We start from the raw sequence: 26,562 nt of genomic DNA, 5'->3' as shown, positions 1-26,562 counted from the left end.
GGCTTACACGCCTTTCTGTTTATCCAGCGCAACCTGATACAGGACGTTTTTGCGTTCGCCAGTGATCTGCGCTGCCAGCGCGGCAGCACGCTTGAGCGGCATCTCTTCAAGCAACAGATCGAGGATGCGCATCGCTTCGCTGCTGACGGCGTCTTCGGACTCCGGCGCCGTCCAGCCAGCCACCAACACGACGCATTCGCCGCGCTGCTGATTGCTGTCCGACTCGACGAACGCGCGTAGCTCAGCCAGCGGCAGACCTTTTAGCGTCTCGAAGGTTTTGGTGATTTCCCGGGCGAGCAATGCCTGACGCTCACCGCCGAACACTGCTTCCATATCCTGCAGGCATTCAAGAATGCGGTGCGGTGCTTCATAGAAGATCAATGTACGCGGCTCTTCCCTGACGGCTTCCAGTCGCGCCTTGCGCCCGACCGATTTGGCCGGCAGAAAACCTTCGAAGATGAAGCGGTCGGACGGCAGACCGGCCGCCGACAGTGCGGCGATAAGGGCGCAGGCACCCGGCACCGGCACCACATTGATTCCAGCCGCACGAGCCTGCCGCACCAGGTGATAACCCGGATCGGAAATCAGCGGTGTCCCCGCATCGGAAATCAGCGCGACGTTATCGCCCGCCAGCAGACGGGTAATAAAGCGGCTACCCTCATCTCTTTCGTTATGTTCGTGACAGGCAGCCAGCGGCGTGCCAATCCCGAAGTGCTGCATCAGCCGCGCCGAGTGGCGGGTGTCTTCGGCGGCGATCAATGCCACTTCGCGGAGGATCTTCAGGGCCCGGGCGCTGATGTCGTCCAGGTTGCCGATGGGCGTCGCCACCACATAAAGCGAGCCAGCAGCGGAATTCAGGGAACCTGGAGCAGTCAAAGCGCACACCTCGTGATCGGTAAAAGCGGCCATTGTAGCGCGTCACGAGGCTTGCGATGCGCTCAAGCCGAACCCGGTTTTGCACGCCGTTGTGCGCCGCCGCAACATTTACTCCAGCTAAATTGTCCGTTTCACGCCACTAACATCGCGCCCCGGCCAGTGCTTGGGTACAATTCGACGCTAATTTGATCGAGTATCAGGAACACTTACATGATCGCTTGCCTGCGGCTGTTCACTGCCCTCTGCCTCGCTGCCCTGTTGGCGGCTTGCGCCAGCTCCCCTTCCTCCAGCCTTGGCGAACTTCCACGGACCCCGGATGCCAGCATCGAGCAACTGCTCGAACAGGCGACCCAGGCGAAAACCCCGGAAAAAGCCGCTCTGTTGCGCCTCAGCGCTGCAGATCTGGCTTACCGCCAGGGCAATGCCGGACAGTCCGCGCAAATCCTGCAACAAGTGCCGATGGAGCAACTGAAGCCAGGCCAGCAGATTTTCGCCAGCACCTTGAACGCTGAACTGGCGATGACTCGCAATCAGCCGAAAGCCGCGCTGACTGCCCTGAGCCATCCAAGCCTGCAACACCTGGGCGAAATGCCAGAAGAGCAGCAAGTGCGCACCGGCACCGTCCACGCCCGCGCCCTTGAGGCCGACGGCCAGACCCTGGCTGCTGCTCGCGAGCGCGTATTCATCGCACCGATGCTGCAAGGCGAAGCCGCGAGCAAGAACCACGAAGCCATCTGGACCCTGATCGGCTCGCTGCCAACTGATCAACTGCAACCCAACACCACCGACGACCTCGGCGGCTGGATGGGTCTGGCACTGGCTGTGAAATCTGCCGGCACACTGGAACAGCAGCAAGCCGCGATCGACACCTGGCGTGCACAGAATCCAAAGCACCCGGCCGCAATCAACCTGCCGCTGCCGCTGACCAAACTCAAGGAACTGGCCAGCCAGCCCCTGAGCAAAATCGCCCTGCTGCTGCCGCAAGATGGTCAGTTGGCAGCGGTCGGTAAAGCACTGCGCGAAGGCTTCATGGCTGCGCACTACCAGGCTCAGCAGGCCGGACAAAAGCCGCCAGCGATCGAGTTCTACGACAGCTCCAAGCTGACCTCGATGGACGAGTTCTACCGCAAGGCTCAGGCTGACGGCGTGCAACTGGTCGTTGGCCCGCTGGAAAAACCACTGGTCAAACAACTGAGCACTCGCCCGCAACTGCCGATCACCACCCTCGCGCTGAACTACAGCGAAGGTGATCAAGGCCCGGCGCAACTGTTCCAGTTCGGTCTGGCCGCTGAAGACGAAGCCCGCGAAGTCTCGCGCCGCGCCCGTGCCGATGGCCTGCATCGCGCCGCCATCATGGTACCGAAAGGCGAATGGGGCGACCGCGTCCTGCGTGCCTTCAGCCAGGACTGGCAGGCTAACGGTGGCAGCATCGTAGCGACCGAGCGTGTTGATCAGCCGGTGCAACTGGCCCAGCAAATCGCCGACATGTTCCAGCTGCGTCAAAGCGAAGCCCGCGCCAAGAGCCTGCAAAATGCCGCTGGCACCAACGTAGCCGCGCAGCCTTCGCGTCGTCAGGACATCGAGTTCATCTTCCTCGCTGCCACGCCGCAACAGGCACAGCAGATCAAGCCGACCCTGAACTTCCAGTACGCCGGTGACGTTCCCGTTTACGCGACTTCGCACGTTTACAGCGCCAGTGGCGACGTCAACCAGTACAACGACATGAACGGCATTCGCTTCTGCGAAACGCCGTGGCTGCTCGACAACAGCGATCCACTGCGTCAGCAAGTGGTTGCACAGTGGCCGCAAGCCGCCGGCAGCCTCGGCCGCCTGTACGCGATGGGTGTGGATGCCTATCGTCTGGCACCGCGCCTGGGTCAACTCAAAGCCCTGCCGGACAGCCGCATCGATGGTGAGTCGGGCAGCCTCGGCATGACCCAGACCCAGCGTGTTGTGCGTCAGTTGCCTTGGGCGCAGTTCGTCAGCGGCCAGGTACAGCGCCTGCCGGACACTCCGCGCTGATGCCCGACAGGTCACGCTCGCAAAGCGGCAAGGATGCCGAGCGCCTGGCGCTCGAGCATCTGCAACAACAAGGTCTGCGCCTGCTGGCGCAGAACTGGTTTTGTAAACGCGGCGAGCTTGATCTGGTCATGCTTGATGGCGATACAGTAGTATTCGTTGAAGTTCGCTACAGAAAAAACACTCAATGGGGTGGCGCGCTCGCTAGCATCGATGGGCGCAAGCAGCAGAAACTGATTTTCGCTGCACAGTATTTTCTTCAGCGCGAGTCGCGTTGGGCCAATTCCCCCTGCCGCTTCGACGTGGTGGCCATCGACAGCCATCCGGATCAGCTGAACTGGTTGCAGAATGCTTTCGACAGTTGATCGGCGGCGTTGCGACCCGGACAATCCCACCGACAAATTTTGCTCTTTGCTTTGCGGGCTGCACATTCATGTGCCGGACAGCCGCGCTACTTAAGGTCACACAGATGGACATGCAATCCCGAATTCGCCAGCTTTTCCAGGCCAGTATCGACACCAAGCAACAGGCGATGGACGTACTTGCACCGCACATCGAGCAAGCCAGCCAGATCATGGTCAACGCCCTGCTCAACGAAGGCAAAATGCTTTCGTGCGGCAATGGCGGCTCGGCCGGCGATGCCCAGCACTTCTCCTCCGAGCTGCTCAACCGCTTCGAGCGCGAGCGTCCGAGTCTGCCGGCGATCGCCCTGACCACCGACACCTCGACGATTACTTCGATCGCCAACGACTACAGCTACAACGAAGTATTCTCCAAACAGATCCGTGCGCTCGGTCAGCCAGGCGATGTCTTGCTGGCGATTTCGACCAGCGGCAACTCGGCGAACATTATTCAAGCGATCCAGGCCGCACATGATCGCGAAATGATTGTCGTAGCTATGACCGGACGCGATGGCGGCGGCATGGCGTCGCTGCTGTTGCCCGAGGACGTCGAGATTCGCGTACCGGCCAATGTCACTGCACGTATTCAAGAAGTCCACTTGCTGGCGATCCATTGCCTTTGCGATCTGATCGACAGCCAACTGTTCGGGAGTGAAGAATGACCCCTAATCGCCTTGGCCTTCTGGCCTTGACCCTGTGCCTCGGCATCAGCGGCTGCACCTCGGTGGTGAACGCCAGCCGTGAAGCACCGATCGACGACGATCGTGGCACCCGCACCTTCGGCAGCAAGATCGACGACTCGTTGATTGAAACCAAAGTGGGCGTGAACGTAGCCAAAGCCGACCCGGCCCTGGACAACGATTCGCACATCGTCGTCACCAGCTTCAACGGCGTCGTACTGCTGGCCGGCCAAACACCTCGAGCAGACCTGAAAGCCAAAGCCGAACAGGCAGCAGCCGCGGTCCAACGGGTAAAAACCGTTCATAACGAACTGCAAGTCATACCGCCATCCGGTTTCCTGGCTCGCCAGAACGACACCTGGCTGACCTCCAAGATCAAGACGCAAATGCTCACCGACGCCAGCATCCCTGGCTCGCGCATCAAGGTCGTGACCGAGAACGGTATCGTCTACCTGCTGGGTCTGCTGACCAAACAGGAAGCCACTCAGGCAACCAATCTGGTTCAGGGTGTTTCCGGCGTGCAGAAAATCGTCAAGCTGTTCGAATACATCGACTGATACACGATCTCTGTAGGAGCTGCCGAAGGCTGCGATCCTTTGATCTTGCTTTTAAAAGATCAGGATCAAAAGATCGCAGCCTTCGGCAGCTCCTACGTAATAAAAAAGGCGATCCATCCGGATCGCCTTTTTTATTACTTCACCACTTTCAAACTAGGCCGGCCGCTAGGACGCGGTGGCTCACTGTCCGGTGGTGGCAAGTCGTCGTCCGACTCGATCTCTTCTTCGTCATCCATCGGCGACTCGAGATCAAACACCATACCCTGACCGTTCTCCCGGGCGTAGATCCCCAGGATCGCGCTGATCGGCACGTACAAGCTGTGCGGGACACCACCGAAGCGACCTTCGAAGGTCACCACGTCGTTGTCCATGTGCAGATGACGCACAGCACTCGGCGAGATGTTCAGGACAATCTGCCCGTCACTGGCGAAACCTTGCGGTACCTGCACTGCCGGGTACTCGGAATTGACCAGCATGTGCGGGGTGCAATCGTTATCAACAATCCACTCGTAGAGCGCGCGGACCAGATAAGGTCGACTGGAGTTCATAGCGGCTCCTTAAGCCTTAGCGCATATCGCGTTCGACACCAGACAGACTCGCCTGGAAAGCCTCACGCGCAAACGAGCGCTCCATATAATCAAGCAGCGGCTTGGCTGGCCGCGGCAGTTCAATACCCAGAATCGGCAAACGCCAGAGTATTGGCAATAGGCAGCAATCCACCAGACTTTGTTCCTCACTGAGGAAAAACGGCTTGTCGGCAAACAATGGCGACACGCCCGTCAGGCTTTCACGCAATTCCTTGCGCGCCACGACTCGCGCGGCCTCCTTGGACTTGGGATCCAGAATCAGATCCACCAGACCACACCAGTCGCGCTGAATACGATGAATCAGCAGACGGCTGTTGGCACGCGCCACCGGGTAAACCGGCATCAACGGCGGGTGCGGGTAACGCTCATCCAGATATTCCATCACCACGGTCGACTCCCACAACGCCAGGTCACGATCCACCAGCGTTGGCAGACTGCCGTAAGGGTTTACCTCAATCAGTTTAGGCGGCTGGCGACCAGCTTCCACATAAATGATCTCGGCGCTGACACCCTTCTCTGCAAGCACAATGCGCACTCGGTGGGAATAGTGGTCGGCGGGGTCGGAGTAACAGGCCAACCGATTGGTCACGCCCATGGCGATCCTCCTCGCTTGTTGAAATTATCGGAACCGGAAAAACGCGCGCGCCCAGAGGGCGCCTCCCGCAACGTCTGGCTGACCAGAGTTGCGCTATCGGAGGCGCCCTTGGGCGCGCGCGATTAACAGCAATGCTTGAAGCGTATCAGTGCACGTCTTTCCAGTATTCACGCTTGAGCAGATAGGCGAACACAAAGAAGAACGCCAGGTACAGCAAGACATAAGTACCGATGCGCTGATGTTGCAGCTTAACCGGGTTAGCCGAGTAAGCCAGGAAGGTTACCAGATTCTTGACCTTCTCATCGAACTGCTCTTCGTTCAGAGCGCCAGTCTTCGGCACGATGACCAGTTGATCACACGCCTCATGCGTCAACGGCGTACCGGTCAGTGGGTCATATTGCTTCTTGCCGTCCTCGACGATCGGCACCTGCTTGCAGTCTATGATCTGACGACCTTGCAGACCGACCAGTACGTTAGGCATGCCGACGTTCGGGAAAACCTTGTTGTTTACGCCCCACGGACGTGCCGGATCTTCGTAGAACGACTTCAGGTAACCGTAAAGCCAGTCGGTGCCACGCACTCGCGCCACCAGGGTCAAATCCGGTGGTGCCGCGCCGAACCAGGTCTTGGCGTCAGCCGGCTGCATGCCAATGGTCATGTGATCGCCGATCTTGGCACCCGTGAACACCAGCTTCTCCAGCATCAGTTCGTGCGGCACACCGAGGTCATCGGCGACGCGCTCATAACGCTGGAACTTGGCGCTGTGGCAGCCCATGCAATAGTTGGCGAAGGTGCGCGCACCGTCCTGCAGGGCAGCTTTATCGGAGACATCAATGTCTACTTTTTCCAGCTCCGGACCACCGTGTTCAGCAGCGAACGACAGCACAGGCAACGCAGCAAAAATCAGAGCAAAAAATAACTTTTTCATCAGCCAGTCACCCTTTCCGGAACCGGTTTGGTCTTCTCGAGCCTGGTGTAGAACGGCATCAGAATGAAGTAGGCGAAGTACAGGAAGGTGCAGACCTGCGAGAGCAAGGTTCGCTCCGGTGTCGGAGCGAGAACACCGAGAACACCGAGAATCACGAACGAAATGCAGAACACCAGCAGCCAGATTTTGCTCAGCCAGCCTTTGTAGCGCATCGACTTGACCGGGCTGCGGTCAAGCCACGGCAGCACGAACAGCACCGCAATCGCCGCCCCCATGGCGATAACGCCCATGAGTTTGTCAGGGATCGCACGCAGGATTGCGTAGAACGGTGTGAAGTACCAAACCGGCGCAATATGCTCTGGTGTCTTGAACGGGTTAGCTTGCTCGAAGTTTGGTTTTTCGAGGAAGTAGCCGCCCATTTCCGGGAAGAAGAACACAATAAAGCAGAAGATAAACAGGAACACCACGACACCGACAATGTCTTTCACGGTGTAGTACGGATGGAAGGCAATGCCGTCCAGCGGGATGCCGTTTTCGTCCTTGTGCTTCTTGATGTCGACGCCGTCAGGGTTGTTCGAACCCACTTCGTGCAACGCCAGAATATGCAGCACCACCAAGCCGAGAATCACAATCGGCAGCGCGACAACGTGCAAGGCAAAGAAGCGGTTCAGGGTGATTCCGGAGATCAGATAGTCACCACGAATCCACTGGGTCAGGTCGTTGCCGATGACCGGAATCGCACCGAACAACGAAATGATCACCTGGGCGCCCCAATAGGACATCTGACCCCATGGCAGCAGGTAACCCATGAACGCTTCAGCCATCAGCGCCAGGTAGATCAGCATGCCGAACACCCAGACCAGCTCGCGCGGCTTCTGGTACGAGCCGTAAAGCAAGCCCCGGAACATGTGCAGATAAACCACGATGAAGAACGCTGAAGCGCCGGTCGAGTGCAGCAGACGCAGGATCGAGCCGTACTCGACGTCACGCATGATGTATTCAACGGAGGCGAAGGCTTCTTCTGCCGACGGCGTGTAACTCATCGTCAGCCAGACACCGGTGACGATCTGATTCACCAGCACCAGCAGCGCCAGAGAGCCAAAGAAATAGAAGAAGTTGAAGTTTTTCGGAGCGTAATACTTGCTGAGATGGTCTTCCCACATTTTGGTCGCAGGAAAGCGCGCATCAACCCAATCCATGAACTTGCTCATCACGCTTTCTCCGTATCGACGCCAATGACAATCAGGTCATCGGTCTCATAGGAATGCGGGGGAACTGGCAGGTTCAAAGGCGCAGGTTGCGACTTGTAGACGCGGCCAGCCAGATCGTAGTGGGAACCGTGGCAAGGGCAGAAATAGCCACCGACCCAGTCTTTACCGAGATCCGCAGGTGCCACTTCGGGACGGAAGGTTGGTGAGCAACCCAGGTGTGTGCAGATTCCGATCAGCAGCAGAATTTCCGGCTTGATCGAGCGCACTTCAGGGTCGACATAGGTGGGTTGCGTGGAGTTTTTGGAGGTTGGATCGGAGAGCTGGCCCTCGATCTTCTTGAGATTCCCCAGGATTTCCGCAGTACGGCGGACAATGAACACCGGCTGGCCGCGCCACTCAGCAATCATCTGCTGTCCTGGTTCGATTTTGCTGATATTCACTTTCACCGGTGCACCGGCGGCTTTCGCCTTGGCACTGGGAAACCATGACCCCACGAACGGGACCGCAGCCCCCACCGCTCCTGCAGCACCCACCACGGATGTGGCTGCTACCAAGAAGCGACGCCGGCCTGCATTCACGCCGTCATTGCTCATTCAGTCCTCTCCCATCAGCTTTTGTGGCCTGTTAAATCAGGCATCTACTAAATAAATCAAATGCTACTTATAAAAATTTTGCCGAATGGTAATGAAAAGCCCCAATTCTGACAAGGGAATTACCCGGAGCTCTTACCCTCAAGCCTTGCAGTATAGGGGGTCTACGGAAGTGGCAAGTTGTCGCAGCGCAATTCTTTGATAAATCGCAGGCATAAAAAAACGCCCGCTTCCGTGAGGAGGCGGGCGTTCTTTTTGAACGCGGAAGCGGAATTAACGCTTCGAGTACTGCGGACGCTTACGCGCTTTACGCAGACCAACTTTCTTACGTTCAACTTCACGGGCATCGCGAGTAACGAAGCCAGCTTTGCGCAGAGCGCCACGCAGGGTTTCGTCGTAGTCCATCAGAGCGCGAGTGATGCCGTGGCGGATTGCGCCAGCTTGACCACTTACACCACCACCGATCACGGTGACGTAGATGTCGAACTTCTCGACAGTCTCAGTCAGCTCCAGCGGCTGGCGAACTACCATGCGGGCAGTTTCACGGCCGAAGAAGTTTTCCAGCGAACGGTTGTTGATGGAGATGTTACCAGTACCCGGACGCAGGAAAACGCGTGCGGTTGCGGTCTTGCGACGGCCAGTGCCGTAATTTTGAGTCGCCGACATAATGTACTATTCCGTTAAAACTTCAGTTCTTGGGGCTGCTGAGCAGTATGTGGGTGTGCAGCGCCCGCATAGACTTTCAGCTTACGGTACATGTCGCGACCCAGTGGGTTTTTAGGCAGCATGCCTTTAACCGCGGTCTCGATCACGCGCTCAGGGGCTTTAGCGATCAGCTTTTCAAAGTTGATCGACTTGATGCCGCCCGGAAAACCGGAGTGGGAGTAGTACATTTTGTCAGTGGTTTTAGCACCGGTAACACGAATCTGCTCAGCATTGATTACGACGATGTAGTCGCCGGTATCAACGTGAGGAGTGTACTCAGGCTTGTGCTTGCCACGCAGACGGCTCGCGATTTCGGTGGCCAGACGACCCAGGGTCTGACCAGCAGCGTCGACGACAAACCAGTCGCGCTTTACTGTTTCCGGTTTAGCAGTAAAAGTTTTCATTCTTTATAGCCTCAGGGGCCGCCCTGTAAATTAGACGGCGGATCTTACTGAATAGTGCGTACTTTGACAAGTCAAAGGCAGCCGGATACAGACGCTTTCGGGGGCTCGGGTCGGCGCGTCCGTTCAACGGCAAGATTCTTCGGCGGCGGCGCATCACTTCCACTGCAGAAAGAGGTCGGCAATTATGCAGATTGCGAAAAATATTTCAACCTGCTTTTATGATTGTTTTGCCCAAGGAGCACCTGATGGACTATCGCCAGCTAGGCCGTACCGACCTGAACGTGAGTGCAATCTGCCTCGGCACCATGACCTGGGGCGAGCAAAACACTGAAGCTGAAGCCTTCGCGCAGATCGAACGGGCCAAGGAAGCCGGGATCAATTTTATCGACACCGCCGAGATGTACCCGGTGCCGCCGAAAGCCGAAACCTATGCCACCACCGAGCGCTATATCGGCAATTACTTCAAAAGTCGCGGCGATCGCGCCGACTGGATACTCGCCAGCAAGATTGCCGGTCCCGGCAACACCATCGACTACATCCGCGACAAAAACCTGCGCCATAACCGTCAACACATCACCGCAGCGGTGGATGCCAGCCTCGAGCGCCTGCAAACCGACTACATCGATCTGTATCAATTGCACTGGCCGGAGCGCAGCACCAACTTTTTCGGACAACTGGGCTACAAGCACAAGATCGAATCCAACCTGACGCCGCTCGAAGACACCCTCGAAGCACTCGACGAACAAGTAAAAGCCGGCAAAATCCGCCACATCGGCCTGTCTAACGAAACGCCGTGGGGCACCATGCGTTTTCTCGCACTGGCAGAAGCCCGTGGCTGGCCGCGCGCGGTGTCGATCCAGAACCCGTACAACCTGCTCAACCGCAGCTTTGAAGTGGGCCTGGCGGAGATCGCCATCCGCGAACAGTGCGGCCTACTGGCCTATTCGCCGCTGGCGTTTGGTTTCCTCTCAGGCAAGTACGAGGGTGGCGCGCGTCCGCCGAAAGGACGCCTGAGCCTCTACAGTCGCTTCAGCCGCTATTTCAATGCGCAGTCGGAAGCAGCATGCAGCCGCTATGTTGCACTGGCCCGTGAACATGGCCTGGATCCGGCGCAAATGGCGCTGGCGTTCGTGACGCAGCAACCGTTTGTCACCAGCAACATCATTGGGGCGACGACGCTTGAGCAACTGGACAGCAACATTGCCAGTTTTGATCTGAAGCTGTCGGATGAAGTACTGGAAGGGATTGAGGCGATTCACAAGGATCATCCGAATCCTGCGCCTTGATTCAACGCTAAAAGCTTCGCGAGCAGGCTCGCTCCCACAGGTACGGTGATCCACTGTGGGAGCGAGCCTACTCGCGAAGAGGCCTGCCAATGCAGCGAAGATCAAAGCGACCGCGCAATGATCTCCTTCATGATTTCATTGGTGCCGGCATAGATCCGTTGCACCCGCGCATCCGCCCACGCCCGGGCCACCGGGTATTCCCACATGAAGCCGTAGCCGCCATGCAACTGCACGCACTCGTCGAGCACCTTGCATTGCAGATCCGTACCCCAGTATTTGGCCATCGCCGCTGTCGGCACATCCAGCTTGCCTTGCAGGTGCAGCTCCAGACATTTATCGACGAACACCCGGCCGATCTGAATTTCCGTGGCCATCTCTGCGAGCTTGAAGCGAGTGTTCTGGAAGTCGGCAATCGCCTTGCCGAAGGCCTTGCGATCACGGGTGTAATCAAGCGTCCACTGCAACGCTGCTTCGGCCGAGGCCAGGCCACCGATCGCCACTGTCAGACGTTCCTGTGGCAACTCCTGCATCAGATAAGCGAAGCCTGCCCCAGCTTGTCCCAGAAGGTTCTCCTTGGGCACACGCACATCCTGAAAGAACAACTCGGAGGTGTCCTGGGCCTTCATGCCGACCTTCTCCAGACGCTTGCCCTTGTCGAAGCCCGGCGTATTCGCTTCCACCAGAAACAGGCTGGTGCCCTTGGCGCCGGCCTTCGGATCGGTCTTGGCGACGACGATCACCAGATCCGCGAGAAAGCCATTGGTGATAAAGGTTTTCGAACCGTTGATCACATATTCATCACCGTCCAGCACAGCGGTGGTCTTCACGCCTTGCAGGTCGGAACCGGCGCCCGGTTCGGTCATGGCAATGGCCGTGACCATCTCGCCGGAGACCAGTTTCGGCAGGTATTTGTGCTTCAGCGCTTCACTGCCGTAATGCAGGATGTACGGCGCGACAATGTCCGAGTGCAGCGAAAAGCCGATCCCGGTCAAACCCAATCTACCGACCTCCTCGATCACCACAGCGCTGTAAAGAAAGTCCGCCCCCAACCCGCCGTACTCTTCCGGCAGGTGCGAGCAGAGCATCCCCGCCTCGCCTGCCTTGTTCCACAGTTTGCGGTCGATATAGCCTTGTTTCTCCCATTGCGCATGGAACGGCACCGCCTCTTTCTCAAGGAAGGTTCGTACGCTGTCGCGAAACAATTCGTGCTCGGAGCTGAACAAGGTTCTGGGGATCATGCGGCACCTTTCTTTGTTGTTGGAGTAGATGACCTTCAGAGACTAAGCCTCCCCTCTGACACAGGACACTGGACACATCCGACAAAAAATAAGACGATCCAGCCGTCTGGTGACCACTTTCCCTTATAAAAACAAAACAAAAGTTGAATTATGTCCAAGCAAGTCTCCACGCCCTTGCGGCGCGTCAGCATCCTGGCAATCGACCGGGTTTTCGCCTCCACTCTCATGCAAGCCAAGGATTTCTTCCATCTGGCCAGCCTGCGGTATGGCAAACAACTGGGCCACGGCCTGACACCGGCATTCGAAACACGCCTGGTCAGCCCCGACGGCAAACCGGTGAACAGTTTCAGTGACGTTGTGATGCCGGTCGACGGCGGCCTGGAAAACGCCGACGTCATTATCCTCCCGGCGTTCTGGGACGATTTCGACACGCTGTGCAGCCGTTATCCACAGGTCCTGCCGTGGCTGCGTGAACAGCACGCCCGTGGCGCGGTGTTGTGCGGCGAAGCCACCGGGGTGTTCTGGCTGGCCGAGGCCGGTCTGCTCAACGGCAAGGAAGCGACCACCTACTGGCGTTTCTTCAACGCATTTGCCGAGCGTTTCCCCAGGGTCTACCTCAACCAGGACAAGCACCTGACCGACGCCGACAACCTGTACTGCGCCGGCGGCACCACGTCAGCCTGCGACCTGTACATCTACTTGATCGAGCGCTTCTGCGGGGCCAACGTCGCCCAAGCGGTGGCGCGCGACATTCTCTATGAAGTGCAGCGCAGCTATTCGCCGGGACGCATCGGTTTTGGTGGGCAGAAGCTGCACCAGGATGTGATCATCCTGCAGATCCAGCACTGGCTCGAAGAGCATTTCGCCGACAAGTTCCGCTTCGAAGACGTCGCTCGCGAGCACGGCATGAGCATCCGCAACTTCATGCGGCGCTTCCAGACCGCTACCGGCGACAAGCCACTGCATTACTTGCAACGGCTGCGTATCGAGACCGCGAAAGGCTTGCTGTCCGGCAGCCGCAAAAGCATCAAGACCATCAGTTATGAGGTCGGCTACGACGATGCGAGCTTCTTTGCGCGGTTGTTCCGCCAGCACACGGAGCTGTCGCCGAATCAGTATCGGCAGCAGTTTCAGCAGGCTGCGTAGCCCTCTGCCCATACACAAACCCATGTAGGAGTGAGCCTGCTCGCGATTGCGTCCGTCCATGCAGTACTTATGTGACTGATCCACCGCTATCGCGAGCAGGCTCACTCCTACAGGGTATTGCGGTGAATTCTGGATATAAAAAAAGGGCCTGCAATTGCAGGCCCTTTTTTTGTCTCGCAAAATTGTTTAAGGCTTGTGCGCCCGCGACAGGAATTCGTGGGACTGCATTTCCAACAGTCGGCTCAGCGTGCGCTGGAACTCGAAGTTCAAACGGCCGCCGGTGTACAGATCCTTCAGCTCGACTTCAGCGGAAATGATCAGTTTCACGTTACGGTCGTAGAACTCGTCGACCATGTTGATGAAGCGGCGGGCGATGTCGTCGGTGGTGACGCTCATCTGCTCGACACCGCTGAGCAGCACGGCGTGGAAGATCTTGCCCAGTTCGATGTAGTCGTTCTGGCTACGCGGGCCGTCGCACAGTTCGCGGAAGTCGAACCAGGCCACGTCATCGCAGGTGCGCAGGGCACGGATCTCGCGGTTTTCGATCATCAGCACGTCGTTCTCGACCGCTGCGGTGCACTCTGGCGTCAGTGCCTTGAAGCTCTTGCGCAGACTTTCGTGAGCGGCTTCGTCGAGCGGATAGTGGAACAGTTCCGCTTGTTCGAGGTGGCGCAGACGGTAGTCGACGCCACTGTCGACGTTGACGATCTCGGTGTTCTGTTTGATCAGCGCAATCGCCGGCAAGAAACGCGCGCGTTGCAGGCCGTCCTTGTACAGACCGTCCGGAACGATGTTCGAGGTCGCGACCAGGGTCACGCCGTTCTTGAACAGTTCTTCCATCAGCGTGCCGAGGATCATCGCGTCGGTGATGTCGGAGACGAAGAATTCATCGAAGCAGATCACCCGCGACTCGGTCGCGAAGCGCTTGGCGATGATGGTCAGCGGGTTTTTCTCGCCGCCGAGGGTTTTCATCTCTTCGTGCACGCGCTTCATGAAGCGGTGGAAGTGGGTGCGGGTCTTTTCCTTGAACGGCAGCGCTTCAAAGAAGGTGTCGACCAGGTAAGTTTTGCCGCGACCTACGCCGCCCCAGAAATACAGACCTTTGACCGGCGTCTGATCTTTTTTGCCGAACAGTTTGCTCAGCAGACCCGGCTTGCTCTGATCGGCGGCGATCAGATCGTCGTACAGGCGCTGCAAATGACGCACAGCGGTTTCCTGCGCGGCGTCATGGAAGAAATCCGGGCGTTTCAGATCAGCTTGGTATCGTTCTAGGGGCGTCATAATTCGTTAGCAAGGCAACAAAAACGGGCCGTCACTGTAGCGATGGCCCGTGGGAATGGCAATCGGCCCTTGGTCGGACCGTGCCGCCGATTAGTCCTGAACCGGGGTCAGCGCGACGCGCAGAGCCTCGATGGCCGCATCCCGCGCAGCATCGTCGGCGAATGCCGGGCTGTCGCCAACGCACTCGCCTTCCAGCCACACGCTGAAGCTCAGGTCTTCGCTGCGCACGTCCAGCGGCTGGCCGGATTGCAGTTGCTTGGTCACCTGCCCGGCGGTTTTGCCGTCGGCGAAGTTGCGCGACAACAGCAGCTGCTCGCCATCGGCCGCCAACAGACGGAAACGGAAGCTGCCATCGTCTTCGCGGAAGCTGACGAAACGCGCGGCTTTCGCGGCTTTCTTCTTGGTGGTCGCAGCAACCTGAACCTGATTGACGAAAGAGCGCAGGCCAACGGCTTCGCGCAGTTCGTTGAGGAACGGCGTTGCCACGGCGCGGGCCTTCCTGGCGCCGATCTGCAGGATGTCTTCCAGATCTGCCGGACGTTCGATCAACTGGTGATACTTGTCGCGCGCTTCGCCGAGATCGTTGTCGAGCAACTGGAACAGACGGTTCTTCGCCTCGCCCCAACCCAGACCGCCGAGCAATTCGCTACGGAATTCGTCAGCCTGCGCCGGTGTGGCGAAAGCCTGGAACAGCGTAAACAAGTGCGAGTTGTCCGGATCTTTCGCTTCGCCTGGCGCTTTGGAGTCAGTGACGATCCGCGAAATCGCGTCCTTCATCTCTTTGGCGCTGGAGAATAACGGGATGGTGTTGTCGTAGCTCTTCGACATCTTGCGACCGTCGAGGCCCGGCAACGTCGCCACGCTCTCTTCAATCAGCGCTTCGGGCATGGTGAAGAATTCTTTGCCCTGACCGAACAGGTGGTTGAAGCGCTGGCCGATATCGCGGGCCATTTCCACGTGCTGGATCTGGTCGCGACCGACCGGCACCTTGTGCGCGTTGAACATCAGGATGTCCGCGGCCATCAGCACCGGGTAGCTGTAGAGGCCCATGGTGATGCCGGCATCCGGGTCTTCACCGGTTTCGACGTTCTTGTCCACCGAGGCCTTGTAAGCGTGCGCACGGTTGAGCAGGCCCTTGGCGGCAACGCAGGTCAGCAGCCAGGTCAGCTCAGGGATTTCCGGGATGTCGGACTGGCGGTAAAAGGTCACACGGTCGACATCGAGGCCACCGGCCAGCCAGGTCGCAGCGATTTCCAGACGCGAGCGCTGGATGCGCAGCGGGTCATCGCATTTGATCAAGGCGTGGTAGTCGGCCAGGAAATAGAACGAATCGGCATTGCTGTCGCGGCTGGCGAGGATCGCCGGGCGGATGGCGCCGGCGTAGTTGCCCAGGTGCGGCGTGCCGGTGGTGGTGATGCCGGTGAGGATACGGGTACGGTTCGTCATGGGTAATCGCTTGTCAGACTGCAATCAATTCGAGAGACGCGGCAGGATCAGATCCTTGAGATCGGTCAGCTTGCCATGAAAAAAGTGTCCGCATTCTGCCACTTTCAGCAGCTCATGGGGGCGCTGGAGTTTTTCCGACCAGTCGTAAACCAGCTGCGGATCGATGACTTCGTCGGTTTCTGGCTGGATCACCGTGAGTTCGCCGTGCTGTGGCAGTTGATCCTGCTCGCCCAGGCGCATGACCGCCGGCGCGACCATGAACAGGTGCTTGAGCTGCACGCCTTGGGCTTCGAGACGACCGCCGAGACTTGCTGCAACAAATCCGCCGAAGGAGAAACCGAACAGGGTCAGCGGCAGATCCGGGTGTTTTTCCCGCAGCCATGCGGCGGCAGCCTGGGCATCGTCGACTTCACCGGTACCCATGTCGTGCGAACCTTCGCTGGCGCCAACGCCGCGATAGTTGAAACGCAGGGTGATCAGGCCTGCGTCGCGCGCGGTGCGCTGCAGGGTCGAGACGACCTTGTTGAGCATGGTGCCGCCCTGCACGGGGTTCGGATGGCAGATCAGCGCGATGCCGATTGGCTGCTCGTTATCCAGGTACAGAGACTCAAGTTGACCCACCGGGCCGTCAATCACTACAGGGGTTTCACGCATCAGCAAGGAAGGAACTCCGTGACCTCGAATCGGGTCGACTCGTCTAGCAAATTGTCTGTGCCAATCTATTGCGAGTGAATCGCGGTATACAGCGCAGGTTCGAGCCGTTAACGTAAAGCAAAGCCGTTTATAGAGGAAGGACTCGTGGAACACTCGCTCTTAGTTTGGTTGTTACCGACTCTTGCCCTGGTTGTGGGTGTCGCCATTGGATTCCTGATCGCGCGCGTTGCGCCGAACGCCGCGCCGAGCCGTACGCAGCGTCAACTGGATGATATCCAGGAGCGTTTCGACAGTTATCAAAACGAGGTGGTCACCCACTTCAACAGCACCGCGATGCTGGTCAAGAAACTGACCCAGAGCTATCAGGAAGTGCAGGATCATCTCGCCGAGGGCGCCAATCGTCTGGCCCTGGACGAGCAGACCCGCCAGCGCCTGATCGCTGCCCTGCACGCTGACGCTGCAGCGGCGCCACGCGAACGCCTGACGCCTCCGCGCGATCAGGAGCCACCGCGCGACTACGCACCGAAGACCCCGAACTCGCCGGGCATGCTCGATGAGCATTACGGGTTGAAGAAATAATCAGTCTTCGCTGACAAACAAAAAGCCCCCGGACAGTGATGTGTCCTGGGGCTTTTTTGTGTCTGTAATCTTCGGTGTTTGTAGCGGCCCCTTCGCGAGCAGGCTCGCTCCCACAGGGGAATGCATTTCAAATGTGGGAGCGAGCTTGCTCGCGAAGGGGCCGACACAGGCCAGACATAAAAATGCCCGATCACAGGACCGGGCATTTTTTCATTCAGGCATTCAGTTACGGATACTGCTGAACCGTACCCGGCTGCTGTTGCTGCTGACCACCATACTGCTGACCCGGAATCGCTTTCAGGTTGACTTCAACGCGACGGTTCTGCGCCCGGCCATTGACGTCACCGTTGCTGGCAATCGGGTTATCCGGACCGGCGCCACGGGCCGACAGATTGGCACCGCTGACACCTTGCGAAGTCAGGTAGGTTGCCACGCTCTGCGCACGACGCTGGGACAGGTCCATGTTGTGCTGGCGGGCGCCGGTGCTGTCGGTATAGCCAACGATTTCGATCTGGTTCTGGCTGAACTCTTTCAACGAGCCCGCGAGATTGTTCAACGGCTGATAGAAGCTGGAGGCGATGTTCGCCGAATCGGTAGCGAATGTGATGTTGCCCGGCATGATCAGCTTGATCTGATCGCCCTGGCGCTGCACTTCAACGCCAGTGTTGGCCATGCTCGCGCGCAGTTTCTTTTCCTGCTGGTCGGCGTAATAACCGTAACCGGCAGCGGAAGCACCGACCACAGCGGCGCCGATCAATGCGCCTTTGCCGCGGTTGTCGTGACCGATGGCGGCACCGGCCAGTGCGCCGGCGAGTGCACCGAGGCCACCATACTTGGCGGTTTTGCTCATGCCTTGCGAGCCACCCTCGGCCTGGCCTTGATTGTCATACGGGTTAGGCGAGGCGCAGCCGGACAGCAAGGCCACGGCAGTAGCGACAATAATCAAACGACGCTTGGTGAACATGGAGAGCTCCTGGTTTTTCGCATTCTGTGGTGCAGCGGCCACTGGGTTAATGGACCTGCGCGGGCGTTTGATCATGACAATGCACAAAAATTCCGCCGGGCACTCGTGACAAAATATTTAGGCGCGCACAAACGGGTTTTCGCGCATCTCATCCCCCAGACGCGTATCCGGCCCATGTCCGGTCACCACGGTCGCGTCCTCGTCCAAGGTGTATAGCCGCTGCTTGATCGAACGCACGATGGTCGCCTGATCGCCGCCCCACAAATCCGTGCGCCCTACGCCGCGACGAAACAACGTGTCGCCGGCTATCAACAGCTTAGCCTCGGAAAACCAAAAGCTCATGGATCCAGGTGTATGCCCCGGCGTGTGCAATGCGACGCCGCAGCCGCAGGCCAGTTCTTCATCGTCGCTCAGCCAGCGATCCGGCGATGGCACCGGAACATATGGCACACCGAACATCTGGCATTGCATTTCGAGGTTGTCCCAGAGGAACTGGTCTTCCTTGTGCAAGTGCAAGGTCGCACCGGTTTTTTCCTTCATCTGCCCGGAGGCGAGGAAGTGATCGAGATGCGCGTGGGTGTGAATGATGCTGACGACTTTCAGGCCATGCGCATCGAGACGCGCCATGATCAGGTCGGGGTTGCCGCCCGGGTCGACAACGATGGCTTTCCTGGTAACGGGATCGCCGATGATCGTGCAATTGCACTGAAGGGGACCGACGGGGAAGGTTTCGCGAATCAGCGCGGTTGTGGCAACAGACATAAACATCCTCGACAGACGGTAATTAGCGTTTGCTCAGGATTCTACTGCAAGGGCCGATAAAGAACGCCAGGCCAGATATTTGGCGCCATTAATCAGAAAATAATGGCTCAATGATATCAAGCGCACAAAATCTGGTGCAAAATCGCATTTTTTGTAGCGGTCGCATTCAGGAAGGGCCGCATAGTACTCAGGAAATTCCGCATGCCAACGCCCAAGACTTACTCCTTCGCCTTCCCTGCCTCATTGACTGGCAACGCTATCGTCGACAGCCTTATTTCCGGAAAATTCTGGCTGGGATCCGGCTGGAGTCCATCCGGGGCGACTAATTTGAGCTACAGCTTCATGGCGCCGGTAACTTCTTACTTCGTCACCGACTACAGCCCAAAAAATGAATACAACGCTCTGTATGAGCTGACGGCGGCACAGAAAACCGCAATAACCGGTGCGTTGGGTGCCTGGAGCGCGGTTGCCAACCTCAACTTCACGTTGACCAGCGACACCCTGACCAACGTTGGCGACCTGCGTTTTGGCGGCTATCGGTTGATGGATGACAAAACAGCGGCCTGGGCCTATTTTCCTGAGAATCTGCCTGCGGGTGGCGATGTCTGGGTCGGCGAGGCAACCAATGACCCGAATCCCGTCAAAGGCAGTTACGACTTCATGACGTTCGTGCATGAAATCGGTCATGCGCTGGGCCTCAAGCATCCGTTCGACACCAGTGCTACCAACAAGACTCTGCTGGACCCTTCGCTCGACGATGTGCACTTCACGGTGATGAGTTACAACAGTAACTATTCCTATCAACCGACCACACCGATGGTTCTGGACATCTTGGCGATCCAGAGCCTGTACGGCGCCAATATGACGTGGCAGGCCGGTGACAACCTGTACAAATGGGCGGCGGACCAGTCGATTTTCGAAACCATCTGGGATGCCGGTGGCAACGACACGATCGATGGCAGCAATCAACTTGCGCCCGTCAGCATCAACTTGAATGAAGGCGCCTATAGCCAAATCGGAAAGGCGTTCGTCGATTACAACACTCTGACAGCGATCAACGACGGCCTGGCGATTGCCTATGGTGCCAAGATCGAGAACGCGGTCGGCTCTGTCTTCGATGACATCCTGACCGGTAACGCACTGAACAATACGCTCAATGGCAATCTTGGCGCTGACACCATGATCGGTGGCGACGGCATCGACACCTACTACGTCGACAACATCGGCGATGTTGTCATCGAAACCGATACCTCGCTGACCGCCATCGACCAGGTGTACTCCTCCATCGACTACACCCTGGGGGCCAACGTCGAGCAACTGATCCTGATCGGCAACGCCATCAACGGCACCGGCAACTGGACCAACAACACCCTCATCGGTAACGCCGGTGATAACGTGCTGGACGGACGCATGGGTGGCGACACCATGATTGGCGGTCTGGGCAACGACACCTACATCGTCGACAACATCTACGACAGCACGATTGAAACCAGCACCCTGGCGGGCGAAATCGATACCGTGCGCTCTTCGGTCAACTGGACCCTGGGCGCCAACCTGGAAAACCTCATACTGACCGGCAATGCCAACCTCAATGGCACGGGCAACTCGGTGAACAACGGCATCATCGGCAATGATGGCGATAACGTCCTTGACGGTGGCGTGGGTGCCGATGTGCTGGTCGGCGGTCTGAGCAACGACACTTACATCGTCGACAACGTCTCCGACATCGTAAGGGAAAACAGCACCCTGATCAGTGAGATCGATACCGTACGTTCTTCGGTGGACTGGACCCTGGGTGCCAATCTGGAAAACCTGGTGTTGACCGGCTCGGCCATCAATGGCAACGGCAACGCACTGAACAACACGCTGACCGGTAATGCACTGAACAACGTGCTCAACGGCGGCCTCGGCGCTGACACCATGATCGGTGGCGACGGCATCGACACCTACTACGTCGACAACATCGGCGATGTCGTCATCGAAACCGATACCTCGCTGACCGCCATCGACCAAGTGTACTCCTCCATCGACTACACCCTGGGGGCCAACGTCGAGCAACTGGTCCTGATCGGCAACGCTATCAACGGTACCGGCAACTGGACCAACAACACCCTCATCGGTAACGCCGGCGACAACGTGCTGGACGGCCGCATGGGTGGCGACACCATGATTGGCGGTCTGGGCAACGACACCTACATCGTCGACAACATCTACGACAGCACGATTGAAACCAGCACTCTGGCGGGCGAAATCGATACCGTGCGCTCTTCGGTCAACTGGACCCTGGGCGCCAACCTGGAAAACCTCGTACTGACCGGCAATGCCAACCTCAACGGCACGGGCAACTCGGCGAACAACGACATCGCAGGCAACGATGGCGATAACATCCTCGACGGTGGCGCGGGTGCCGACGTCCTGGTCGGTGGTCTGGGCAACGACACCTACATCGTCGACAACGTCTCCGACATCGTAAGGGAAAACAGCACCCTGATCAGTGAGATCGATACCGTGCGCTCTTCGCTGGACTGGACCCTGGGCGCCAACCTGGAAAACCTGGTGCTGACCGGCTCGGCCATCAACGGCAACGGCAACGCACTGAACAACACGCTGACCGGTAACGCACTGAACAACGTGCTCAACGGCGGCCTCGGCGCTGACACCATGATCGGTGGCGACGGCATCGACACCTACTACGTCGACAACATCGGCGATGTCGTCATCGAAACCGATACCTCGCTGACCGCCATCGACCAGGTGTACTCCTCCATCGACTACACCCTGGGGGCCAACGTCGAGCAACTGGTCCTGATCGGCAACGCCATCAACGGCACCGGCAACTGGACCAACAACACCCTCATCGGTAACGCTGGCGACAACGTGCTGGACGGCCGCATGGGTGGCGACACCATGATTGGCGGTCTGGGCAACGACACCTACATCGTCGACAACGTCTACGACAGCACGATTGAAACCAGCACTCTGGCGAACGAAATCGATACCGTGCGTTCTTCCGTCAACTGGACCCTGGGGGCCAATCTGGAAAACCTGGTGCTGACCGGCTCGGCCATCAATGGCAACGGCAATGCACTGAACAACACGCTGACCGGTAACGCACTGAACAACGTGCTCAACGGTGGCCTCGGCGCTGACACCATGATCGGTGGCGACGGCATCGACACCTACTACGTCGACAACATCGGCGATGTCGTCATCGAAACCGATACCTCGCTGACCGCCATCGACCAGGTGTACTCCTCCATCGACTACACCCTGGGGGCCAACGTCGAGCAACTGATCCTGATCGGCAACGCCATCAACGGCACCGGCAACTGGACCAACAACACCCTCATCGGTAACGCCGGCGACAACGTGCTGGACGGACGCCTGGGTGGCGACACCATGATTGGCGGTCTGGGCAACGACACCTATATCGTCGACAACGTCTACGACAGCACGATTGAAACCAGCACCCTGGCGGGCGAAATCGACACTGTACGCGCCTCGATTGACTGGACCCTGGGCGCCAACCTGGAAAACCTCATACTGACCGGCAATGCCAACCTCAACGGCACGGGCAACTCGGTGAACAACGGCATCATCGGCAATGATGGCGATAACGTCCTTGACGGTGGCGTGGGTGCCGACGTGCTGGTCGGCGGTCTGGGCAACGACACTTACATCGTCGACAACGTCTCCGACATCGTAAGGGAAAACAGCACCCTGATCAGTGAGATCGATACCGTACGTTCTTCCGTCAACTGGACCCTGGGGGCCAATCTGGAAAACCTGGTGCTGACCGGCTCGGCCATCAATGGCAACGGCAACGCACTGAACAACACGCTGACCGGTAATGCACTGAACAACGTGCTCAACGGTGGCCTCGGCGCTGACACCATGATCGGTGGCGACGGCATCGACACCTACTACGTCGACAACATCGGCGATGTCGTCATCGAAACCGATACCTCGCTGACCGCCATCGACCAGGTGTACTCCTCCATCGACTACACCCTGGGGGCCAACGTCGAGCAACTGATCCTGATCGGCAACGCCATCAACGGCACCGGCAACTGGACCAACAACACCCTCATCGGTAACGCCGGCGATAACGTGCTGGACGGCCGCCTGGGTGGCGACACCATGATTGGCGGTCTGGGCAACGACACCTATATCGTCGACAACGTCTACGACAGCACGATTGAAACCAGCACCCTGGCGGGCGAAATCGACACTGTACGCGCCTCCATCGACTGGGCCCTGGGCGACAATCTGGAAAACCTCGTACTCACCGGCAGCACCAACCTCAATGGCTCGGGTAACGCATTGAACAACAGCCTGACCGGCAACGACGGTAACAATTTGCTGAATGCCGGCGCGGGCAATGACCTTCTGATCGGCGGACTCGGGACAGATTCGCTGACCGGCGGCATTGGTGCGGACGTGTTCATTTTCAACGCTTGGAACGAGAGCGGCCTTGGCAGCCTGCGCGATGTCATCACGGACTTTAGCAGTGCCCAAGGTGACAAGATCGATCTGACCCACTTCGATGCCAACCTGCTGACCGCGGGCTTCAATGGTTTTTCCTTCATTGGCGCCAACGACTTCACCGGCGCAGGCCAGTTGCGCTTCGTCGACCAAGTGCTGTCGGGCAACGTCAGCGGCAACGTCGGTGCGGATTTTGAAATCCAGCTGGTCGGTGTCAACAACTTCAACGCCACTGATCTGGTGGCGTGATCTTCGTCGCGCTTGTACCGGCCGGTCTGTAGAAGAGACCGCAGCCACAAAAAACGCCCCGACTGGTTCGGGGCGTTTTTTTTATTGACTGGTACGGCGGCTAATCAAGAACACCTAGCTCCTTGGCCCGCGCGACCGCCTGAGTTCGACGCTCCACCCCCAATTTGCTGTTGATATGGCTGGCATGGGTTTTCACCGTATGAAGCGAGATGAACAATTGCTCGCTGATCTGCTGGTTCGAACAGCCTTGGGCGATCAGGCGTAGCACTGCAAGCTCCCTGCTACTGAGCTGTTCGGCGGCACCAGACTCAACGACTGGACGTCCCGCCGCAGGCGGAAAATGCTCCAGCAATTGCTGCCCTGATAATGTCGGTATCATCTGCAATTGCCCGCGCAACCAGTCCGCATGCCCCTTCACCAAGGTATCGAACGGTTGCAGCACGCCCCCCGCCGCCGCTTCCAGTGCCTGACTCAATGCTTTGCGGGCCTCAGTCTCTCGTCCACCCACCAACAGCAACGCCACTTTTTGCGTCAACGCCATCACACTGAGCAACTGCCGCCCGGTCTGCTGACCGTTTTCATGCAATACATTCAGCCGCCCTTCGGCGAGCATCGGATGCCCTTGAATCATGTCGAGCAACGCCTGTTGCAGTTCAACATGCAACGGCAACTGAGGATGAAACTCTGGCGGCGCAGCGGCGCGTTCACCCGTGTACGTCTGACCAAGCCGTGCGAGCCAGGCCTCGGCCAGATCAGTGCGCCCCTGCGCCAGCCACAGTTCACATTTGACCAGCGTGATCATCGCCAGATAGTAGATCGGCGGCACGTCCCAGATATGCATCAGGCGTTCGGCTTCGGCGAGTTCGGCAAAGGCCTTGGCGAACTCGCCACTGCTGCCGTCCAGTCGAGCGATGACGCAGTGGCCGATCAACACGCTGATATCGCGACAGGCCCGTGCCTCGCCGATCCCGGCCATCAAACGTGCGCGCGCGGCCTGAGGCTGCAAGCGCATGGCCAACAGGAAGCCCTCGTACAGGGTCAGCCGTGCGCGCACCGCGTACAGGCGTTGCGGCGATAGACCGCGCAGGCGCTCAAGACCCTGATGGACTTCATCCAGTGCGCGCAGAATTTCACCACGTGATTGCAACACCCGTGCACGGTCGTAATGGGCCAAAGCTTCGAACAGCGGATTGCCGACCCGTTGCGCCAGTTCAAGGGATTCACGGTTAAGACCGCGTGCACGCCACAGATCGCCGTCGGCGATGGCCAGATTAGACAGGGTCGATAAACACATCAGCCGCTGGCCATAACGTTTCGCCGGCAGGCTTTCCAAAGCTTCACTGCAGTATCTGAGCGTCAGCTCACGATGGCCGCGACCACGGGCAATGATTCCGCTAAGTGCCAGCCATTGCGCCAGCATCGACTTTTGCGCGGTGGCCGAAGGTGCCGGCAGGAAGCGGCTCAAGTGGCTGGACAACTCCTCGGCGGCATCGAGCTGGCAGGCCAGCCCCAGCGCCCAACTGTAGAGAACGATCAGCCGCGGCGTGCTGATCAGCAGGCTGTCGGGCAAATCCATTTTCCAACGCAGCAGCATGCCGACGTTTTGCTCGGCCAGCAGTTGCTCCTCGGAGAGGTTCTGCACCAGGTTCGCGGCGACATCGAGGTGACCGGCGCGCAACGCCTGTTCAACCGCTTCATCCAGCAGCCCCTGTGCGTTGAACCAGCGACAGGCACGCAAATGCAGCGTTGCAGTCGGCACCATCGCTTGCGCAATCGGCCGGCTGCGCAGCAGATCCGAGAACAGATGGTGATAGCGATACCAGTGACCGTGCTCGTCCAGCGGCACCAGAAAGACCTGATGCGCCAACAGGAAACGCAGGATCTCGGCGCTGTCATGAGCTTCGCGCACGGCATCGCACAGCTCACTGCAGAAGCGTTCCTGTGGCGCCGTCTCGTAGAGAAAGGCTTGCACTTCTGCTGGCAGACAGTCGATGACCTCTTCCAGCAGATAGTCGCGGATCAGCCCTTCACCGCCGTTCAGCGCTTGCGGTAACGCCGCATCGCTGCCGGCCTCAGACACCGCAAGCAGCCAGAAACGTAAACCGGCGACCCAGCCCTCGCTGCGCTGGATCAGGTTTTCCAGCGCTTCACCGCGCAGTGAGCTGCTGTGGCGATCAAGCAAGGTCAGCGCTTCGTCGTGGGTCAGGCGCAGATCCTGTTCATGCAACTCCAGCAACTGTCGGGACAGACGCAAGCGCGCCAGATGCCAGTCCGGGCGCTGGCGACTGGTGACCATCACCAGCAAGCCATCAGGCAGGTGATTGAGAAAAAATTGCAGGCAACGGTCAAGCACCGGGCCTTGGGCGAGATGATAATCGTCGAGCACCAGCAGCAGTGGTGCAGCGGAATCGAGGTGCAGCGCCAGCTCATCAAGCAAACCGTCGAGCCACTCTTCGAAGGCAAATGGCTGATGGCGTTGGCGCATTTTCAGCAGGCCGAGTGCGCGACTGCCCAGTTGCGGAAAGTAGTCCTGCAAGCCTTCGAGCAAACGCTCGAGAAAGCGGCCGGGGTCACTGTCGCGAGGACTCAGGCCGAGCCAGAGACTTTGCCATTGCGGCGGCAGACTCTGACAGAACTCCACCGCCAGAGAACTCTTGCCGAACCCGGCAGGGGCGCTGACCAGCAACAGCCGCCCACCGAGCCCGGCCTGCAGGCGCTCGCAAAGACGTGGTCGCAAGACGTAACCGTCGGGCAACGGCGGGCGAAAAAAACGCCCGTCCAATGCCGCGACAGCAACACTTGCGGGACCCGGAAGTGGGGACAGATCAGTCATGGCCGGCTCTTGTTCGAATTGCTGTTGGCGGCGTTGCAGATGTCCGCAGACTAGCCTTAAACGAACCGGTTATGAAGGTTGCTGCT

The 26,562-nt window shown here is 58.5% G+C and carries 23 protein-coding genes; 8 read left to right on the top strand and 15 right to left on the bottom strand.

All coding sequences use genetic code 11. The annotated features are described in order from the left end of the window. Nucleotides 1-3: 3 nt before the first annotated feature. A complete protein-coding gene (gene rsmI, locus ACI514_RS00635) occupies nucleotides 4-909 on the bottom strand; it encodes a 16S rRNA (cytidine(1402)-2'-O)-methyltransferase (protein ID WP_160059351.1) in 906 nt (301 codons plus the stop codon). A 177-nt stretch (nucleotides 910-1,086) separates the two neighbouring features. Between rsmI and ACI514_RS00630 the strand changes: the two genes are divergently transcribed. The 4 genes from ACI514_RS00630 (at nucleotide 1,087) to ACI514_RS00615 (ending at nucleotide 4,533) form a co-directional block, all read left to right on the top strand. Then, complete coding sequence (locus ACI514_RS00630; RefSeq protein WP_016985144.1) at nucleotides 1,087-2,898, top strand: penicillin-binding protein activator; 1,812 nt, start codon at nucleotides 1,087-1,089, stop codon at nucleotides 2,896-2,898. Then, on the top strand, nucleotides 2,898-3,260 hold the full coding sequence (locus ACI514_RS00625) for a YraN family protein (protein ID WP_160059352.1): 363 nt from the start codon (nucleotides 2,898-2,900) through the stop codon (nucleotides 3,258-3,260). Before ACI514_RS00630 ends, ACI514_RS00625 begins: the two co-directional genes overlap by 1 nt. A gap of 104 nt (nucleotides 3,261-3,364) precedes the next feature. Beyond that, nucleotides 3,365-3,958 (top strand): phosphoheptose isomerase, encoded by a 594-nt coding sequence (locus ACI514_RS00620; protein ID WP_007917022.1) that lies wholly within the window; start codon nucleotides 3,365-3,367, stop codon nucleotides 3,956-3,958. Further along, on the top strand, nucleotides 3,955-4,533 hold the full coding sequence (locus tag ACI514_RS00615; protein ID WP_007917023.1) for a BON domain-containing protein: 579 nt from the start codon (nucleotides 3,955-3,957) through the stop codon (nucleotides 4,531-4,533). Before ACI514_RS00620 ends, ACI514_RS00615 begins: the two co-directional genes overlap by 4 nt. A gap of 134 nt (nucleotides 4,534-4,667) precedes the next feature. Here the strand turns inward: ACI514_RS00615 and ACI514_RS00610 are convergent, their stop codons facing one another. From ACI514_RS00610 to rplM, 7 genes are all read right to left on the bottom strand, one after another. Continuing rightward, nucleotides 4,668-5,081, bottom strand: a complete 414-nt coding sequence (locus ACI514_RS00610; protein ID WP_007917024.1) for a ClpXP protease specificity-enhancing factor — start codon at nucleotides 5,079-5,081, stop codon at nucleotides 4,668-4,670. 16 nt (nucleotides 5,082-5,097) lie between these two features. Further along, entirely contained in the window at nucleotides 5,098-5,715 is a 618-nt protein-coding gene (locus ACI514_RS00605) for a glutathione S-transferase N-terminal domain-containing protein (RefSeq protein WP_007917025.1), read from the bottom strand. A gap of 145 nt (nucleotides 5,716-5,860) precedes the next feature. Beyond that, a complete protein-coding gene (locus ACI514_RS00600; protein WP_405122892.1) occupies nucleotides 5,861-6,643 on the bottom strand; it encodes a cytochrome c1 in 783 nt (260 codons plus the stop codon). Continuing rightward, on the bottom strand, nucleotides 6,643-7,854 hold the full coding sequence (locus ACI514_RS00595) for a cytochrome bc complex cytochrome b subunit (RefSeq protein WP_034156481.1): 1,212 nt from the start codon (nucleotides 7,852-7,854) through the stop codon (nucleotides 6,643-6,645). The genes ACI514_RS00600 and ACI514_RS00595 overlap by 1 nt, the downstream gene beginning before the upstream one ends. Continuing rightward, the gene (gene petA / locus ACI514_RS00590; RefSeq protein WP_160059354.1) at nucleotides 7,854-8,447 is read right to left on the bottom strand and encodes a ubiquinol-cytochrome c reductase iron-sulfur subunit; all 594 of its coding nucleotides are present in this window, start codon (nucleotides 8,445-8,447) and stop codon (nucleotides 7,854-7,856) included. The genes ACI514_RS00595 and petA overlap by 1 nt, the downstream gene beginning before the upstream one ends. A gap of 270 nt (nucleotides 8,448-8,717) precedes the next feature. After that, nucleotides 8,718-9,110: a 30S ribosomal protein S9 gene (gene rpsI, locus ACI514_RS00585; RefSeq protein WP_008080273.1), complete on the bottom strand. Its 393-nt coding sequence runs from the start codon at nucleotides 9,108-9,110 to the stop codon at nucleotides 8,718-8,720. Nucleotides 9,111-9,124: 14 nt separating this feature from the next. Beyond that, nucleotides 9,125-9,553: a 50S ribosomal protein L13 gene (rplM, locus tag ACI514_RS00580; protein ID WP_007917032.1), complete on the bottom strand. Its 429-nt coding sequence runs from the start codon at nucleotides 9,551-9,553 to the stop codon at nucleotides 9,125-9,127. A 245-nt stretch (nucleotides 9,554-9,798) separates the two neighbouring features. On the opposite strand from rplM, the gene ACI514_RS00575 reads away from it, so the two are divergent. Further along, on the top strand, nucleotides 9,799-10,839 hold the full coding sequence (locus tag ACI514_RS00575) for an NADP(H)-dependent aldo-keto reductase (RefSeq protein WP_160059355.1): 1,041 nt from the start codon (nucleotides 9,799-9,801) through the stop codon (nucleotides 10,837-10,839). A gap of 101 nt (nucleotides 10,840-10,940) precedes the next feature. Here the strand turns inward: ACI514_RS00575 and ACI514_RS00570 are convergent, their stop codons facing one another. Then, on the bottom strand, nucleotides 10,941-12,077 hold the full coding sequence (locus ACI514_RS00570) for an acyl-CoA dehydrogenase family protein (RefSeq protein ID WP_007917034.1): 1,137 nt from the start codon (nucleotides 12,075-12,077) through the stop codon (nucleotides 10,941-10,943). Nucleotides 12,078-12,326: 249 nt separating this feature from the next. On the opposite strand from ACI514_RS00570, the gene ACI514_RS00565 reads away from it, so the two are divergent. Beyond that, nucleotides 12,327-13,223: a GlxA family transcriptional regulator gene (locus ACI514_RS00565; RefSeq protein WP_174823981.1), complete on the top strand. Its 897-nt coding sequence runs from the start codon at nucleotides 12,327-12,329 to the stop codon at nucleotides 13,221-13,223. A gap of 186 nt (nucleotides 13,224-13,409) precedes the next feature. Here ACI514_RS00565 and zapE read toward each other — a convergent pair whose 3' ends face one another. From zapE to ACI514_RS00550, 3 genes are all read right to left on the bottom strand, one after another. Further along, nucleotides 13,410-14,504 (bottom strand): cell division protein ZapE, encoded by a 1,095-nt coding sequence (gene zapE, locus ACI514_RS00560; protein WP_160059358.1) that lies wholly within the window; start codon nucleotides 14,502-14,504, stop codon nucleotides 13,410-13,412. A gap of 90 nt (nucleotides 14,505-14,594) precedes the next feature. Next, nucleotides 14,595-15,950, bottom strand: a complete 1,356-nt coding sequence (locus ACI514_RS00555; protein WP_160059359.1) for a tryptophan--tRNA ligase — start codon at nucleotides 15,948-15,950, stop codon at nucleotides 14,595-14,597. A gap of 24 nt (nucleotides 15,951-15,974) precedes the next feature. Beyond that, complete coding sequence (locus ACI514_RS00550) at nucleotides 15,975-16,604, bottom strand: alpha/beta hydrolase (RefSeq protein WP_034156488.1); 630 nt, start codon at nucleotides 16,602-16,604, stop codon at nucleotides 15,975-15,977. A 144-nt stretch (nucleotides 16,605-16,748) separates the two neighbouring features. On the opposite strand from ACI514_RS00550, the gene ACI514_RS00545 reads away from it, so the two are divergent. Beyond that, the gene (locus ACI514_RS00545; RefSeq protein WP_160059360.1) at nucleotides 16,749-17,183 is read left to right on the top strand and encodes a YhcB family protein; all 435 of its coding nucleotides are present in this window, start codon (nucleotides 16,749-16,751) and stop codon (nucleotides 17,181-17,183) included. 226 nt (nucleotides 17,184-17,409) lie between these two features. Here ACI514_RS00545 and ACI514_RS00540 read toward each other — a convergent pair whose 3' ends face one another. Both ACI514_RS00540 and ACI514_RS00535 read right to left on the bottom strand, forming a co-directional pair. Further along, on the bottom strand, nucleotides 17,410-18,147 hold the full coding sequence (locus tag ACI514_RS00540; RefSeq protein ID WP_405122891.1) for an OmpA family protein: 738 nt from the start codon (nucleotides 18,145-18,147) through the stop codon (nucleotides 17,410-17,412). 117 nt (nucleotides 18,148-18,264) lie between these two features. Further along, on the bottom strand, nucleotides 18,265-18,909 hold the full coding sequence (locus ACI514_RS00535; RefSeq protein ID WP_405122890.1) for an MBL fold metallo-hydrolase: 645 nt from the start codon (nucleotides 18,907-18,909) through the stop codon (nucleotides 18,265-18,267). 201 nt (nucleotides 18,910-19,110) lie between these two features. Between ACI514_RS00535 and ACI514_RS00530 the strand changes: the two genes are divergently transcribed. Then, nucleotides 19,111-23,643: a M10 family metallopeptidase C-terminal domain-containing protein gene (locus tag ACI514_RS00530; protein ID WP_405122889.1), complete on the top strand. Its 4,533-nt coding sequence runs from the start codon at nucleotides 19,111-19,113 to the stop codon at nucleotides 23,641-23,643. A 100-nt stretch (nucleotides 23,644-23,743) separates the two neighbouring features. Here the strand turns inward: ACI514_RS00530 and ACI514_RS00525 are convergent, their stop codons facing one another. After that, on the bottom strand, nucleotides 23,744-26,476 hold the full coding sequence (locus ACI514_RS00525) for a LuxR C-terminal-related transcriptional regulator (RefSeq protein WP_160059364.1): 2,733 nt from the start codon (nucleotides 26,474-26,476) through the stop codon (nucleotides 23,744-23,746). Nucleotides 26,477-26,562 lie beyond the last annotated feature (86 nt).

It is taken from the genome of Pseudomonas sp. M20 (assembly GCF_045037865.1).
GTDB lineage: Bacteria > Pseudomonadota > Gammaproteobacteria > Pseudomonadales > Pseudomonadaceae > Aquipseudomonas.
The sequence above is the reverse complement of the archived record's forward strand: the minus strand, read 5'-3'. Positions and strand labels throughout refer to the sequence as shown.

What these genes read in the sequence shown, in the direction of transcription:
- ACI514_RS00555 (WP_160059359.1), bottom strand. Translation starts at nt 15,950, where the DNA reads ATGACGAACCGTACCCGTATCCTCACCGGCATCACCACCACCGGCACG.
- ACI514_RS00605 (WP_007917025.1), bottom strand. Translation starts at nt 5,715, where the DNA reads ATGGGCGTGACCAATCGGTTGGCCTGTTACTCCGACCCCGCCGACCAC.
- ACI514_RS00595 (WP_034156481.1), bottom strand. Translation starts at nt 7,854, where the DNA reads ATGAGCAAGTTCATGGATTGGGTTGATGCGCGCTTTCCTGCGACCAAA.
- ACI514_RS00570 (WP_007917034.1), bottom strand. Translation starts at nt 12,077, where the DNA reads ATGATCCCCAGAACCTTGTTCAGCTCCGAGCACGAATTGTTTCGCGAC.
- ACI514_RS00615 (WP_007917023.1), top strand. Translation starts at nt 3,955, where the DNA reads ATGACCCCTAATCGCCTTGGCCTTCTGGCCTTGACCCTGTGCCTCGGC.
- rsmI (WP_160059351.1), bottom strand. Translation starts at nt 909, where the DNA reads ATGGCCGCTTTTACCGATCACGAGGTGTGCGCTTTGACTGCTCCAGGT.
- petA (WP_160059354.1), bottom strand. Translation starts at nt 8,447, where the DNA reads ATGAGCAATGACGGCGTGAATGCAGGCCGGCGTCGCTTCTTGGTAGCA.
- zapE (WP_160059358.1), bottom strand. Translation starts at nt 14,504, where the DNA reads ATGACGCCCCTAGAACGATACCAAGCTGATCTGAAACGCCCGGATTTC.
- ACI514_RS00620 (WP_007917022.1), top strand. Translation starts at nt 3,365, where the DNA reads ATGGACATGCAATCCCGAATTCGCCAGCTTTTCCAGGCCAGTATCGAC.
- ACI514_RS00535 (WP_405122890.1), bottom strand. Translation starts at nt 18,909, where the DNA reads ATGTCTGTTGCCACAACCGCGCTGATTCGCGAAACCTTCCCCGTCGGT.
- ACI514_RS00630 (WP_016985144.1), top strand. Translation starts at nt 1,087, where the DNA reads ATGATCGCTTGCCTGCGGCTGTTCACTGCCCTCTGCCTCGCTGCCCTG.
- ACI514_RS00540 (WP_405122891.1), bottom strand. Translation starts at nt 18,147, where the DNA reads ATGTTCACCAAGCGTCGTTTGATTATTGTCGCTACTGCCGTGGCCTTG.
- ACI514_RS00610 (WP_007917024.1), bottom strand. Translation starts at nt 5,081, where the DNA reads ATGAACTCCAGTCGACCTTATCTGGTCCGCGCGCTCTACGAGTGGATT.
- ACI514_RS00575 (WP_160059355.1), top strand. Translation starts at nt 9,799, where the DNA reads ATGGACTATCGCCAGCTAGGCCGTACCGACCTGAACGTGAGTGCAATC.
- ACI514_RS00525 (WP_160059364.1), bottom strand. Translation starts at nt 26,476, where the DNA reads ATGACTGATCTGTCCCCACTTCCGGGTCCCGCAAGTGTTGCTGTCGCG.
- rpsI (WP_008080273.1), bottom strand. Translation starts at nt 9,110, where the DNA reads ATGTCGGCGACTCAAAATTACGGCACTGGCCGTCGCAAGACCGCAACC.
- ACI514_RS00625 (WP_160059352.1), top strand. Translation starts at nt 2,898, where the DNA reads ATGCCCGACAGGTCACGCTCGCAAAGCGGCAAGGATGCCGAGCGCCTG.
- ACI514_RS00530 (WP_405122889.1), top strand. Translation starts at nt 19,111, where the DNA reads ATGCCAACGCCCAAGACTTACTCCTTCGCCTTCCCTGCCTCATTGACT.
- rplM (WP_007917032.1), bottom strand. Translation starts at nt 9,553, where the DNA reads ATGAAAACTTTTACTGCTAAACCGGAAACAGTAAAGCGCGACTGGTTT.
- ACI514_RS00550 (WP_034156488.1), bottom strand. Translation starts at nt 16,604, where the DNA reads ATGCGTGAAACCCCTGTAGTGATTGACGGCCCGGTGGGTCAACTTGAG.
- ACI514_RS00600 (WP_405122892.1), bottom strand. Translation starts at nt 6,643, where the DNA reads ATGAAAAAGTTATTTTTTGCTCTGATTTTTGCTGCGTTGCCTGTGCTG.